The sequence below is a fragment of the Spongiibacter sp. genome (assembly GCF_984394615.1).
In genome coordinates, this window is record NZ_CFHTQA010000016.1 from 1 (window position 1) to 12,819 (window position 12,819).

At 56.9% G+C, this 12,819-nt stretch carries 11 protein-coding genes and 2 tRNA genes; 11 read left to right on the top strand and 2 right to left on the bottom strand.

The genetic code is table 11. The features are described 5' to 3' along the window. Together AC5DB9_RS07965 and hemA are read right to left on the bottom strand one after the other, a co-directional pair. Positions 1 to 574 (bottom strand): PCRF domain-containing protein (locus tag AC5DB9_RS07965; protein WP_491732039.1); only part of this gene is annotated, 574 nt, incomplete at its 3' end. Positions 575 to 625: 51 nt separating this feature from the next. Further along, positions 626 to 1,900 carry a glutamyl-tRNA reductase gene (gene hemA / locus AC5DB9_RS07970; RefSeq protein WP_022959639.1) on the bottom strand — a complete coding sequence of 425 codons (1,275 nt, stop codon included), beginning with the start codon at positions 1,898 to 1,900 and terminating at the stop codon, positions 626 to 628. 218 nt (positions 1,901 to 2,118) lie between these two features. Here hemA and AC5DB9_RS07975 point away from each other — a divergent pair, with 218 nt between their 5' ends. The 11 genes from AC5DB9_RS07975 to AC5DB9_RS08025 all read left to right on the top strand — a co-directional run bounded on the left by AC5DB9_RS07975 (position 2,119) and on the right by AC5DB9_RS08025 (position 12,790). Next, positions 2,119 to 3,834, top strand: coding sequence for a tetratricopeptide repeat protein (locus tag AC5DB9_RS07975; RefSeq protein WP_272994262.1), 1,716 nt, complete (start codon positions 2,119 to 2,121; stop codon positions 3,832 to 3,834). Then, positions 3,827 to 4,399 (top strand): lipoprotein insertase outer membrane protein LolB, encoded by a 573-nt coding sequence (gene lolB, locus AC5DB9_RS07980; RefSeq protein WP_272994263.1) that lies wholly within the window; start codon positions 3,827 to 3,829, stop codon positions 4,397 to 4,399. The genes AC5DB9_RS07975 and lolB overlap by 8 nt, the downstream gene beginning before the upstream one ends. Then, positions 4,396 to 5,238: a 4-(cytidine 5'-diphospho)-2-C-methyl-D-erythritol kinase gene (ispE, locus tag AC5DB9_RS07985; protein WP_272994264.1), complete on the top strand. Its 843-nt coding sequence runs from the start codon at positions 4,396 to 4,398 to the stop codon at positions 5,236 to 5,238. Before lolB ends, ispE begins: the two co-directional genes overlap by 4 nt. 8 nt (positions 5,239 to 5,246) lie before the next feature. Beyond that, positions 5,247 to 5,321: transfer RNA gene (locus AC5DB9_RS07990), tRNA-Gln, on the top strand. 318 nt (positions 5,322 to 5,639) lie between these two features. Further along, the gene (locus tag AC5DB9_RS07995; protein WP_272994294.1) at positions 5,640 to 6,575 is read left to right on the top strand and encodes a ribose-phosphate diphosphokinase; all 936 of its coding nucleotides are present in this window, start codon (positions 5,640 to 5,642) and stop codon (positions 6,573 to 6,575) included. A gap of 86 nt (positions 6,576 to 6,661) precedes the next feature. Next, the gene (locus AC5DB9_RS08000; protein WP_272994265.1) at positions 6,662 to 7,306 is read left to right on the top strand and encodes a 50S ribosomal protein L25/general stress protein Ctc; all 645 of its coding nucleotides are present in this window, start codon (positions 6,662 to 6,664) and stop codon (positions 7,304 to 7,306) included. A gap of 23 nt (positions 7,307 to 7,329) precedes the next feature. Next, positions 7,330 to 7,917, top strand: coding sequence for an aminoacyl-tRNA hydrolase (gene pth, locus AC5DB9_RS08005; RefSeq protein WP_022959645.1), 588 nt, complete (start codon positions 7,330 to 7,332; stop codon positions 7,915 to 7,917). A 4-nt stretch (positions 7,918 to 7,921) separates the two neighbouring features. Further along, positions 7,922 to 9,013 carry a redox-regulated ATPase YchF gene (gene ychF / locus AC5DB9_RS08010; RefSeq protein WP_272994268.1) on the top strand — a complete coding sequence of 364 codons (1,092 nt, stop codon included), beginning with the start codon at positions 7,922 to 7,924 and terminating at the stop codon, positions 9,011 to 9,013. A gap of 72 nt (positions 9,014 to 9,085) precedes the next feature. After that, a tRNA-Met gene (locus AC5DB9_RS08015) sits at positions 9,086 to 9,162 on the top strand. Between the two features lie 402 nt (positions 9,163 to 9,564). Further along, complete coding sequence (locus tag AC5DB9_RS08020; protein ID WP_272994269.1) at positions 9,565 to 12,099, top strand: hypothetical protein; 2,535 nt, start codon at positions 9,565 to 9,567, stop codon at positions 12,097 to 12,099. A gap of 112 nt (positions 12,100 to 12,211) precedes the next feature. Next, entirely contained in the window at positions 12,212 to 12,790 is a 579-nt protein-coding gene (locus AC5DB9_RS08025; RefSeq protein WP_272994271.1) for a hypothetical protein, read from the top strand. The last annotated feature ends 29 nt before the right edge of the window (positions 12,791 to 12,819 follow it).

Consider the following 12,819-nt stretch of genomic DNA (forward strand, 5'->3'; position numbering starts at 1 on the left):
TCTCCGGCACACGCTGCACCCGGTGCGCGCCAGACTCAAATTTAAGGTGTCCGTATACATCCTGCCCAGCGACGCGACTGATGATTTCCTTATACCCTCCGTGCTCGCCAGGCCGCTCATTCAGCACTTCGATTTTCCAGCCTTTACGCTCGGCAAACCGCGAATACATGCGAAACAGATCGCCGGCAAAAATGGCAGCTTCATCACCGCCAGTTCCCGCCCGAATTTCCAGAAAAACGTTGTGGGAATCGTTGGGGTCGCGCGGTAACAGCAAGGTTTGCAGCTCGGCCTCCAGCGCGTCGAGACGTTCTTCACCCCCGGCGATTTCTTCTTCAGCCATTGCCCGCATTTCAGCGTCATCTTCGCCCAGCATCAGCCTCGCCTCATCCAGGTCGTCATTAACCTGGCGATACTGGCCATAAGCCGCCACCACGGGCTCAATTTCAGCATATTCCTGCGATAGCTTACGGAATCGATCCTGATCCCCAATGACCTCGGGGTCGCTCAGCAGCGCCCCGATTTCTTCATAACGGTCGAGCAAATTTTCCAGTTTGCTGCGAATAGAAGCCTTCATAGAATCTCGCTTGGATAGAAAGAATCCATTCTCACAGAGAATGGCCGGGCGCTAATCGTCGCGCTCTTTGAGTTGTAGCAGCTCGCGAGCCCAGTTGACCAGATCATTGCGGCCTTGGGCACCCGCGGCCTTAATCTCCGCAGTGGGGCTGTGAATCAGCTTATTGGTCAGGCCACGCGCCAACTGCTCAAGCACGGCGGCGGCGTCTTCACCTTTTTCCAGCTGACGGCGTGCACGCTCTAATTCAGCATCGCGCAGGCGCTCGGCCTTGGCGCGGTAATCCTTGATGGTATCCACCGCATCGCGCGAGCGCAGTCGCGCCTGCCAGTGCGCCACTGCGTCAATAATCAGCTGATCGGCCTTGCGCGCTTCGCTTTCCCGGGCACGTTTATTTTCATCAACAATCTCGCGAAGGTCGTCAACGGTGTACAGGTACACGTCGTCCAGCTCGGCCACCTGTGGCTCAATATCGCGCGGAACCGCAATATCCACCATCACCATAGGGCGGTGCTTACGCTTTTTCAGCGCCGTTTCAACCGCACCTTTGCCGAGAATCGGCAACTGACTGGCCGTAGAGGCCACCAGAATATCGGCCTCACGCAAATAGCTGGGAATATCCGACAGCATGACCGCCTCCGCCTGGAAAGACTCAGCTAACTGATGCGCCCTTTCCAGCGTGCGGTTGGCAATCACGATGCGTTTCACGCCTTTCTCTCGCAAGTGGCGCGCTACCAGCTCGATGGTTTCGCCGGCACCAATCAGCAGCGCCGTACACTTGCTCAGGTTGCTGAACACATGCTGCGTCAGAGACACCGCTGCGTAGGCCACGGATACCGGATTCTCGCCAATGGCTGTGTCGGTACGCACCTGCTTGGCCACGGCAAACACATGGGAGAACAGTTGATTCATCGCGGCACCCGCAGTGCCAGCTTCAGCGGCCAGCGCGTAGGCGGACTTCATCTGCCCGAGGATTTGCGGCTCGCCCAGCACCATGGAGTCCAGCCCGGCGGCGACCTCCATCATATGCTGAAGGGCATCGCTGTCGCGGCTGACATAGCAGCATTCACTGAGCTGCGCGTGATCAACATGGTGGAAACGCGACAGCCAGTCGAGAATGGCCTGCTCGCCACCCTCCTCGTCATCGTCCGCGGCCAGCGCATAGATCTCGGTGCGGTTGCAGGTCGACAGAATCGCCATTTCTTCACCCAGGCCGGCAGCGACCCCGTCGCGCAAGGCAACGTGGATCTGTTCTGGCACAAACGCTACCCGCTCTCGCAAGGCGAGAGGCGCAGAATTGTGATTGATGCCAAGCAGGAGAAGTCTCATTACATCGAGAAGCCGAATCGGGAGCGCAAAAACTGAGGCGGATTCTACCAAGTTGGCACTCAAATGTGGATTTTATTACAGTGCCCACGGTCGAACAGAGCGAATACAGCAGGCTCAACGTCATCGCCTGCCCTGCAAAAGAGCGCCAAATCACCAGCGCTTGGGGTAGGATTGGCAAATACCGATAACGGGCAACACAGCAATTCAACAGGACCCGCATGTCATCATTGCGAACACTCAGCACTCTCGCCGCAGCAGTATTGCTGACAGCCTGTGCGCTCCCCGCCAGTCAACCGGCACCCACCCCACCGGAGCCTCAAGCTGCCGACACCCGCCAGCCAACTCGGCCACTGCCCGAGGACAGCGTGTATGACTTGCTGATCGCAGAATTCGCCCTGCGAAATCAGGACCTGAACACAGCCCTTGCCCAATACCGCAAACAGGCCGACGCCACCGGCGATGTTGAACTGATCGCCACCACCGCCCGGCTGGCCGACTATATGGACCGCTACACTTTGGCGGAAACCTATGCGATGCGCTGGCTGGAAGCCGACAATGACGCCAGCGAAGCCCACTTTATTCTTGCCAATGCCCTGGCTCGACAGGGCCAGGCCTTGGACGCACTGCCACATATGGAGCGCGTACTCGAACTCGGTGGCGACAGCAATTTTGCCACCCTGTCGGCCGCCGCGCTGACCCGCCCAGACAATGAAAAAGCCGCGTTTTACCAGGCGATAAATGATGCACTGCAACGCCACCCCGGTGACAACAGCCTGCGCACCGGCACGGCATTGATGCTGCAGTACCATCATGAGGAAGAGGCGGCGCTCAGCCTGATTCGCCAGGTTTTGGACGAAGAACCCGATAATGTCCATGCACTGCTGATAGAAACCCGCACTCTCAGTCAGATGGGGCGCGACGACGAGGCCATGACCCGCCTGAAATATGCCGTCGACAACAATCCTCACCACAAACGCCTGCGCCACGACTTGGCCCGCAGGCTGGTTAAAACTGACTTGTATCAGGCCAAAGCGCACTACGAAGTACTGGCCCGTCAATATCCGCAGGATCACGACATCCTGCTGGAGCTGATGCTGATCAACCGAGAACTGGACCATGACGGCGAAGCCGACCAGCAGCTCAAAGTGCTCAGCGACGACCCGGAACACCGCAGCCGCGCCCACTATGTTCTCGGCCGACTTGCCGAAGAAGAACGCGACTGGGCCGACGCGCTCAGTCACTATGAAAATGCCACACAATCCCCTGAATTCAGTGAGGCCAGTCGCCGCCTGGCCAGCATCAGTCTGTCGACGGAAGGTCAGGAAAAAGCACTGGCGCGACTGAAAGCACTGCGCGAAGCCCAGCCCCAGCAGGCAGAAATACTGTATCTACTCGAAGCGGAAATTCTGCGCAAAGAAAGGCTGAATCAGCGGGGCATGACCCTTTTGACGCAGGCATTAGCAGAACTGCCCAACAGCGACCAACTCCGCTACGCCCGCTCACTGTTCGCCGAAGGAATCGGCGACCTGAAAACGGTCGAAACTGATCTGCGCCACATTCTTGCACGCAAACCCGACGACGTAGCGGCATTGAACGCTCTGGGTTACACACTGGCGAATCTGAGTAGCCGGTTAGACGAAGCACAACAACTGGTCTCTCGCGCCCTGACCCTCGAGCCGGACGATCCCGCCATCCTCGACAGCTATGGCTGGATACTGCTGTTGAAAGGCAACACCCAGGAAGCACTGAACTATCTCGAACGCGCCTTCGCACAAGACAGCGACCACGAGATTGCAGCCCATCTTGGCGAAGCCTACTGGCTGCTGGGGCGCGAAGACGAAGCCCGCAAGGTCTGGCAGGAAGGACTCAAAAACACCCCAGACAGCCCAATTATTTATGACACGCTCAAACGCCTGAAACTGATTGATGACTGACTATACCCGCACACTACCTCTGATCGCCGCACTGCTGCTCGTCAGCGCCTGCAGCAGCCTGCCGCCTGCAACATCAACTGACAGCGACTGGCTTATGCAAGGACGTATCGGCCTCTGGATGGGCGATCAGCAAGAAAGCAGCCAGATCCGCTGGCTGCAGTGTGGCCGTGACAATAGCCGCATTCGCCTCAGCGGCCCCATGGGAGTCGGTGGCGCCGAGATCATCAGTGACCGCCACGGAGCGGAACTCAACTACAAAGGGGAGACTCGCCGCGCCCAGAATGCCGAACAACTTGCTGCAGAAATCGGCTGGCCCGTTCCTGTTTATGCTCTGCGCTACTGGCTGCGGGGCCAGGCCGCACCTGACTCACCACTGACGGCAAAGGTCAGCCCCGACGGACGGCTTGCCCATCTGGAACAACTCGGCTGGACACTCGACTTCGCACACGATGCAAACGCCCGTGAAGAGACGCTGCCCAAGCGGGTTGAGGCCCGCCGGCAGGACGTACGCCTTAAGCTGCTGATCAGCAGCTGGTCACAAGCCAGCGAAGAATGTACAAAATGAGCCAGCTCAGCCTACCCTGTCCCGCCAAAATCAACCTATTCCTGCACATCACCGGGCGCCGCCCCGATGGCTACCACGAACTGCAGACGGTTTTTCAGTTGCTCGACTATGGCGACACGCTTCATCTGACTGACAGAAGCGACGGCCAACTGCGCTTCCTGAGTAAACTGCCCGGCGTGAACGACGGCAACAATCTGATCCTGCGCGCCGCAAGGCTGCTACAGGACGCCAGTGGCAGCCCTCTAGGCGCCGATATTCGCTTGGACAAGCGCCTGCCGATGGGCGGCGGCATCGGCGGCGGCAGCTCCGATGCCGCCTCCACCTTGCTGGGCCTGAACAGCTTATGGCAACTCGGCCTGAGTCTGGATGCCCTCGCCGAACTGGGCTTAGAGCTGGGCGCCGATGTGCCCGTCTTCGTTCGCGGACGGACCGCCTGGGCAGAAGGTGTCGGCGAGATCATTCGCCCCATCGACACCGCATCGCGCTGGTATCTGATCCTCCGTCCCGACTGCGAAGTCAGCACCGCAGAAATTTTTTCGCATGAACAATTGACACGTCATGACTCACCCATCAAAATAGCGGCCTTTCTTGAGGGGGCCACTGGAAACAGCTGCCAAAAACTGGTCAGAACGCTGTATCCAGAAGTTGATAAGGCCTTGATTTGGCTGGATCAATTTTCCCCCGCGAGACTCACCGGCACCGGTTCCTGTGTGTTCGCGAGTTTCGACAGCAAGAGTGCAGCAGCCAGTGTTTTGGCGCAGTGCCCGACAAACATGAGCGGGTTTATCGCGAAGGGTGTAAACCACTCGCCACTGCATACCACACTCGCTGAGGCGTAACGATTTACTGGGGTGTCGCCAAGCGGCAAGGCACTGGGTTTTGATCTCAGCATTCGTAGGTTCGAATCCTACCACCCCAGCCATTTTGACAGAGTGACACGAGGTATTCGGCGCTCTGACGGGGAAAGGCAATAGACAGCCTGATCCGGTAGGATCGAACCGAGGTTCGATAAGTGCTTTGCACTTAGGCATCGCAAAGCGATGGCTGAAAGCCAAAGGCCCGGCAGGGCCGCAGCCCATCCTACCACCCCAGCCATTTTCAGATTCCCGCCCTATGGCGGGAATCTTGTTTATGGTTTACGGTTCCAGACAAGCTGCCCGCATGTACTTAATCAGCTTGCCATGAAACCTGCTCTTCACGACTTTAACCTCAGCCTTACAGGACTTCGACCGTGCACAATATGATGGTCTTCAGCGGCAACGCCAACCCCGAGCTGGCTCGCAAGGTTGCCGAGCACCTCCGCCTTCCACTCGGTGACGCCACGGTCAGCAAGTTCAGCGATGGCGAAGTCTTTGTTGAAATCAATGACAACGTACGTGGCGCCGATGTCTTCCTGATTCAGCCAACCTGCGCACCGACCAATGACAATCTGATGGAGCTGGTGGTAATGGCTGATGCCATGCGCCGCGCCTCAGCCGGGCGCATTACTGCCGTCGTCCCCTACTTCGGTTATGCCCGCCAGGATCGCCGTGTACGCTCTCAGCGCGTACCCATCTCTGCCAAGGTTGTGGCTGACATCCTCAGCGGTGTGGGCATCAATCGCGTTCTGACCGTCGACCTGCACGCCGAACAGATTCAGGGCTTCTTTGATGTTCCCGTCGACAATGTCTACGGCTCACCCATTCTGCTGGACGACATTACTCGACAAAACTACCCGGACCAGATGGTCGTTTCTCCCGATATCGGCGGCGTTGTTCGCGCCCGCGCTGTCGCCAAGCGACTGAACGATGCCGACCTGGCAATTATCGACAAGCGCCGCCCGAAAGCCGGTGTCGCTCAAGTCATGCATATCATCGGTGAAGTTGAAGGCAAGACCTGCCTGCTGGTCGACGATATGGTCGATACTGCCGGAACACTTTGCAAAGCCGCCGCCGCACTGAAAGCGCAAGGCGCTGCAAAAGTTGTCGCTTACTGTACACATCCTGTATTATCCGGGCCCGCTGTGGACAACATCAGCAATTCCGATCTGGATGAGCTGGTGGTGACTGACACGATCCCCCTGTCAGAAGCTGCAGCCAACTGCACAAAAATTCGCCAGCTTACCCTGGCAAACCTGCTGGCCGAGTCGATTCGACGGGTCAGCAATGAAGAGTCGATCAGCGCCCTGTTCCGCTAATTCCAGCGCAACACCACACTGCTTCGACATACGCCGCCGGACTGGTCGCAAGTTCGGCGGTTTTTCGCTTTATATGAGGAGACATTATGTCCAGCGAATACACGGTAAACGCCAAAGCGCGTACTGACGTAGGGAAAGGTGCGAGCCGCCGCCTGCGTCGCTTGGCTAGCGAAGTTCCTGCGATTATCTACGGTGGCGACAGAGCCCCTCAGATGATCAGCATTCCCCACAAAGATCTGGTCTGGTTCCTGGAAGACGAAGCGTTCTTCAGCTCCGTTTTGACCATTGACGTCGACGGCAACAAAGAGTCTGTGGTCATTAAAGACTTGCACCGTCACCCAGCCAAAGCGCAGCTTCTGCACGCAGATTTCCTGCGCGTCAGCGCCGACACCAAGATCACACTGCAAGTACCGCTGCACTTCATCAACGAAGAAGGCTGCCACGGTGTGAAAATGCAGGGTGGTTCTATCACCCACGCAATGACCGAACTGGAAGTCCAGTGTCTGCCTAAAGATCTGCCCGAGTTCATCGAAGTGGACATGCTGGACCTGAAAACCGGCGATATCGTCCACATTTCAGACCTGAAACTGCCTGCTGGCGTTGAAAGCACCGCACTGATTCTGGGCGAAGACCACGACTCAGCCGTTGCCAGCGTTCAAGCACCTCGCGGTGGCGGCAGCAGTGATGACGACGCTGAAGAAGACAGCGAAGGCGAGAGCGAAGAATCTTAATTTCGCTTTGAGCAGGCGCCCCAGTGACCCGAATCAAACTGATTGTTGGGCTGGCCAACCCCGGCCAGCAATATCAGGATACTCGTCACAACGCGGGTGCCTGGCTCGTCTCTGAGCTGGCCCGACAACAGGGCTGCTCGCTACAGGCCGAATCGCGTTTTCATGGCGATACCGGCCGTTTTTTTATGGACGGGCAGGACATTCGCCTGCTTATCCCCTCCACCTATATGAATCGCAGTGGTCAAGCCATTGCAGCAATGGCCAATTTCTTCAAAATTGCGCCGGAAGAAATCCTGATTGCCCACGACGAACTCGACCTGCCTCCGGGCAGCGCCCGCTTTAAAAGCGGCGGCGGGCACGGCGGACACAATGGCCTTCGCGACAGTATCGAGAAGCTGGGCAACAACCGGAACTTCCATCGGCTGCGCATTGGCATTGGTCATCCGGGCAGCGCAGACCAGGTCACCGGCTATGTACTGGGCAAACCCAGCAATGATGACCGTATTGCGATTGACCACTGCATTGATGAAGCACTTCGCTGCCTGCCGGACGCCGTCAACGGTGACTGGGCCAAGGCCATGAATCGACTACACAGCTACAAACAGGGATAACACCATGGGTTTCAATTGCGGCATCGTCGGACTTCCCAACGTCGGCAAATCGACACTGTTTAACGCCCTCACCAAGGCGGGCATCGACGCCGAGAACTTCCCCTTCTGCACCATTGAACCCAACTCTGGCATCGTGGCCGTACCCGATCCTCGCCTGCAGGTTTTGTCAGGCATCGTGTCCCCCGAACGCGTGCTTCCCGCAACCATGGAGTTCGTCGATATCGCCGGACTGGTTGCCGGCGCTTCCAAAGGCGAAGGCTTGGGCAACAAGTTCCTGGCTAATATCCGCGAAACCGATGCCATTGCTCACGTCGTACGCTGCTTTGATAACGACAACGTCATTCACGTCGCCAACAAAGTCGATCCTGCCGCCGATATTGATGTGATCAACACCGAACTGGCACTGGCAGACCTCGATGCCGTAGAGAAGCAGCTGCAGAAAGTCAGCCGCACCGCCAAAAGCGGCGACAAAGAAGCTGTGGCAATGAAAGCGCTACTGGAGAAGCTCCAATCACACTTGGACGAAGGCAAGCCGCTGCGCTCATTGACGCTGGATGACAACGAACAGGCACGGGCCGCCACGCTGCACCTGCTGACGACCAAGCCAACCATGTACATCGCTAACGTCAACGAAGATGGCTTTGAAGACAATCCCCACCTGGATGTGGTGCGCCGTATTGCGGAAGAAGAAGGGGCTATCGTCGTGCCCATCTGCAACAAACTGGAATCGGAAATCGCCGAACTCGACGACGAGGAAAAAGGCGAGTTCCTGGCCGATCTCGGCATGGAAGAGCCCGGTCTGGATCGCGTTATTCGCGCGGGCTACCAGTTGCTGGGCCTGCAGACCTACTTTACGGCAGGTGTTAAAGAAGTCCGCGCCTGGACCATCCCGGTTGGCGCCACAGCGCCCCAATCGGCTGGCAAAATCCACACCGACTTTGAGAAAGGCTTCATTCGTGCCGAAGTCATCGGCTACGACGACTACGTAAGCAACAAGGGTGAACAAGGCGCCAAAGACGCCGGCAAATGGCGACTGGAAGGCAAGGACTACATCGTCAAAGACGGCGACGTCGTCCACTTCCGCTTTAACGTCTAATGCACTGCACGCAGGCTTGACAAGCTACTGAGAAGTCAGGAAAATGCGCGCCTTCTCTCGACAGAGATCTGTGGCAAGGTAGCTCAGTTGGTTAGAGCACAACACTCATAATGTTGGGGTCGGCGGTTCGAATCCGCCCCTTGCTACCACTATTCAAGAAGGCCACCCAAGCGGTGGTTTTTTTATGCCAGAGAAAAAGCCCTCTGCCCTCCACGGCTGGATGAAAACCGCCGTCGCTCAATGGGTGCAGCGCTTGCCATCTCCCGAAATCAGTAGTTGCCGCCAATCACACTGCATGCCATTGAGCATCGTCGCCCATAGCGCTAAAACAGCGCTTGTCAGTCGCAATGTGTCTCAGTAAGAGGCAAATTCCACCGGGTTCACAAGTTTCCCCCATCCCCCACACATTTACGCTAATATGCTTTCATGATGAGGAGCTTACTGAGATAAGCTAAAGTACAAGCTTGCTCACCAAGCACCGATATAACAACTCACGGCTGTCTCTTCGACACCGCCGCCTAGAATAGATTGGAACTAAGTAGGGGACTCGTATGAAGCTCTTGTTGCGCGCCGGCATTCTTACCGTAGCAACTGTGATTGCCGCCTGTGGCGGCGGTGGCGGCAGCGATGGCCCCAAAGTGTCACCTGGCGAGGGAAATCCAACCACACCGGGCGGAGATGGCGACAGCACGTCGGTTTTGGCCGCTGGCTATAATCAAGGCAGCAGCTTCGTCAGCGAGGCGATTCAGGCATCTACCACTGCTTTGGCAAATGGAGAATCCTCTACGCTTGTCGTTAAGCTCGCTCTCGTTGACAGCACTGACAACAGTTTTACGTTGGTCGAAGAAAGTGCCGATATCGAATTCTCCTCAACCTGCGCTAATACCGGCCTGGCAACCATAACCCCCGCAACATCAAGCAGCGATACCGGCAACTTTACTGCGACCTACACCAACAACGGTTGCTCAGGCGAAGATGTTGTTACCGCTGAGATTAGCTATAACGGTGAATCGGTTTCTGCCGAAGTCAGCCTGAACACCAGCAATGCCAGTATCAGGATGGGCAGTTTGGTCGGCGGCATTTTTACTGAAGGGGTTATCAGCAGTACGCCTCAATCAACGCTGAGCGCCGGCGACTCTGCCCAGCTCAGCGTGCGCTTGGTCGATCAGGACAATGCAGCCTACACCGGTGCCGCCGATGTCTTTTTCAGCTCCCCCTGCATTAACAGCGGCGCCGCTGAAGTCAGCTCCGCCATTGTCAGCAACTCCAGCGGCACCGTTGTGACGACCTACACCAACCTCAACTGTGATGGCACCGATACCGTCACCGCGATTAGCAGCGTCGGCAGCGCTACACTTCAAGCCAGCACCGACCTCAGCGTTGAAGAACCTCCCCTTGGTGCTCTGCAATTCGTCTCTGCGGCGCCGCAAATCCTGATGCTAAAAGGTACCGAAGGCGCCATCGATACAGCCGATGATGGCCGCGAAATCGGCGCACAGTCGGTTGTTACCTTCAGCGTCACCAGCGATAACGGCTCAGCACTGCCAAACCAACAGGTAAATTTTGAGCTGGTTACTGGCGACAGCGGCACAGGCAACACAGGTAATGACGCATTCCTGAGCCGGTACACTGCATTTACAGACCCTAACGGCCAAGTCACTACTGTCGTCAACCCCGGTACGACAGCGACCCCAATCCGGGTTCGCGCCACCGCGACCCGCAATGGTATTGAGATTTCCGCCGTATCCAGTCGACTAGTTGTCACTACCGGCATTCCTGACCAGGACAGCTTTTCACTCAGCGTCTCAGCCTTCAATATTGACGGCTGGGCCTACGATGGCGTGGAAACCGACATCACTATTCGTGCAGCGGACCGCTTCAACAACCCAGTACCCAATGGCACTGCTCTGACGTTCTGGGCGGAAGGTGCAGCAATTGAGCCGAGTTGCGTCACCACAGGAGGCGCATGCACGGTCAAACTGCGCTCGCAAGAGCCCCGCCCGGGAACGGGGCGTGTAACCATCCTCGCTCGCGCTATCGGTGAAGAGAGTTTCAGTGACACCAGCCCGACCAATGGTCGCTTTGAGGATGCCGAAACATTCGGAGATCTTGGCGAACCCTACCTCGATACCAATGAGAACTGCGCCTTTGATCCAGGCGATGAAAAATTTGCCGACTTTAATAATGACGGCCAGAGAAACGGGGGCAACGGCCTGTACGACGGACTTCTCTGTAACAACAATGCCGGGAATGCCTTGTGCAATCCCGATTCAGAGACCATTTTTACCAGCGCTCAGGCTGTTATCGTTCTGTCGGGCTCCACAGACTTGGACATTGACCTGTTCCTGAGAGGCGGCCTCACACTGCCCGCGATCGATAGCTGCGGCGGCGATACGGTTAACAGCGGCAGCCGGGTGCCCGCGTCCACACTGAGCGAGGTAGTTCTGGACTGCGGGCAAGCCATCACAGTTGCCATAGAAGACGGTAGAGGCCAAGTTCCTCCCGCTGGCACCACCGTCTCAGCGCAAACCAGCCAGGGTGAACTGATCGGCCCCACCGAGTACCCAATGGGCTCCACAAATGCCTACGGACCTTGGCTGGAAACCTTCTTTCTTGATCCCGCCGACAATGCCGGTGATGGCGTGTTTACCGTTACCGTCACCACACCGGACACCGATGGCGGCGCAAGCACAACCTACACCTCGCTACTCTCTGTGTTGCAGCGCGACTTTGAAATCGCCGCTGATCAACCTGGCGTAGAAGAGGAAAATATACAAATTGACACTGTGGACGGAGCCACCGTCCAACTCAGCATCAAAGAAGCCAACGACCTCGGTTTCCCAACGGGATCAACCGTGAAGCTTTCTCTGACCCAAGGCTCAATCAGCAATGGCGACGAATTTGTCATCCCCAACAATCAGCTGGGGACCTTCCGTCGCAATATCGAGATTGCTCCCTCAGGCAGCGAGGGCTTTGGCTTCCTGACAGTTACTCTGCAAACACCGCAGGCCGAAGGATGTAACGCAGAGAAGGTTTATCTCGGCGAATTCCAAGTTGAGGAAGTCACGCCCGCTCCAGCCCCTTGAATAGGTGTTAAGCACAGCTCGTGCAGCAGCCAGACCGAATGTGCTGCTGCACAGTGTATTTTATCTTCAAAAGCTTGTATTCCACTGCTAGCGATAACGCAAAAGGCTATATATGAAATCCCGCCACCTCCTCGCTCTCCTATCTGCACTTAGCTGCACCTTGGCAGAGGCCTCAGAAACCGGCCGCCATTTTTCATACGTTGAAGCGGCTTACGCCTACCAAAGCACCGATTGGGGGCCTTTCGAGGAAGAAAAGAACGCTACGTTTCTGGCCAGTGGCGAAGCCTTTGAATATGTCCATGGGCACGTACGCTATAACGATGGCGATACCTATATGCCGAGAGGCGTCATTCAGGACGGCTGGTGGACCTACGGTATTGGCGCTCACTACTATCTGAGCCCCACTACCTCGGTGCTAATTGGAGCCGATCGCCACGAGATGGAATCGCAGAGCAATCGCCGAAATCAGCGCGGCTGGGAATACAAGGTTGGGATACGCCACGACTTTAATGAAAAGTGGCGCGCCACGCTGGAGATCGGTGAGCACAATCTTATCGTCGGTGACGACTCCACATTTATTGTCGAAGCAATTTATCACCCCATAAAAGCACTCGGCTTGACCTTCCGCGTACGGGATTATGACAAGCTCGACCTGAGCTCCTACGAGCTGGGCGCACGCTGGAGCTATTAATCGCCCCTCTCCATCGGGGGCGTCTATGC

What these genes read in the sequence shown, in the direction of transcription:
- AC5DB9_RS08020 (WP_272994269.1), top strand. Translation starts at nt 9,565, where the DNA reads ATGAAGCTCTTGTTGCGCGCCGGCATTCTTACCGTAGCAACTGTGATT.
- AC5DB9_RS07995 (WP_272994294.1), top strand. Translation starts at nt 5,640, where the DNA reads ATGATGGTCTTCAGCGGCAACGCCAACCCCGAGCTGGCTCGCAAGGTT.
- ychF (WP_272994268.1), top strand. Translation starts at nt 7,922, where the DNA reads ATGGGTTTCAATTGCGGCATCGTCGGACTTCCCAACGTCGGCAAATCG.
- lolB (WP_272994263.1), top strand. Translation starts at nt 3,827, where the DNA reads ATGACTGACTATACCCGCACACTACCTCTGATCGCCGCACTGCTGCTC.
- AC5DB9_RS07975 (WP_272994262.1), top strand. Translation starts at nt 2,119, where the DNA reads ATGTCATCATTGCGAACACTCAGCACTCTCGCCGCAGCAGTATTGCTG.
- hemA (WP_022959639.1), bottom strand. Translation starts at nt 1,900, where the DNA reads ATGAGACTTCTCCTGCTTGGCATCAATCACAATTCTGCGCCTCTCGCC.
- AC5DB9_RS08025 (WP_272994271.1), top strand. Translation starts at nt 12,212, where the DNA reads ATGAAATCCCGCCACCTCCTCGCTCTCCTATCTGCACTTAGCTGCACC.
- ispE (WP_272994264.1), top strand. Translation starts at nt 4,396, where the DNA reads ATGAGCCAGCTCAGCCTACCCTGTCCCGCCAAAATCAACCTATTCCTG.
- AC5DB9_RS08000 (WP_272994265.1), top strand. Translation starts at nt 6,662, where the DNA reads ATGTCCAGCGAATACACGGTAAACGCCAAAGCGCGTACTGACGTAGGG.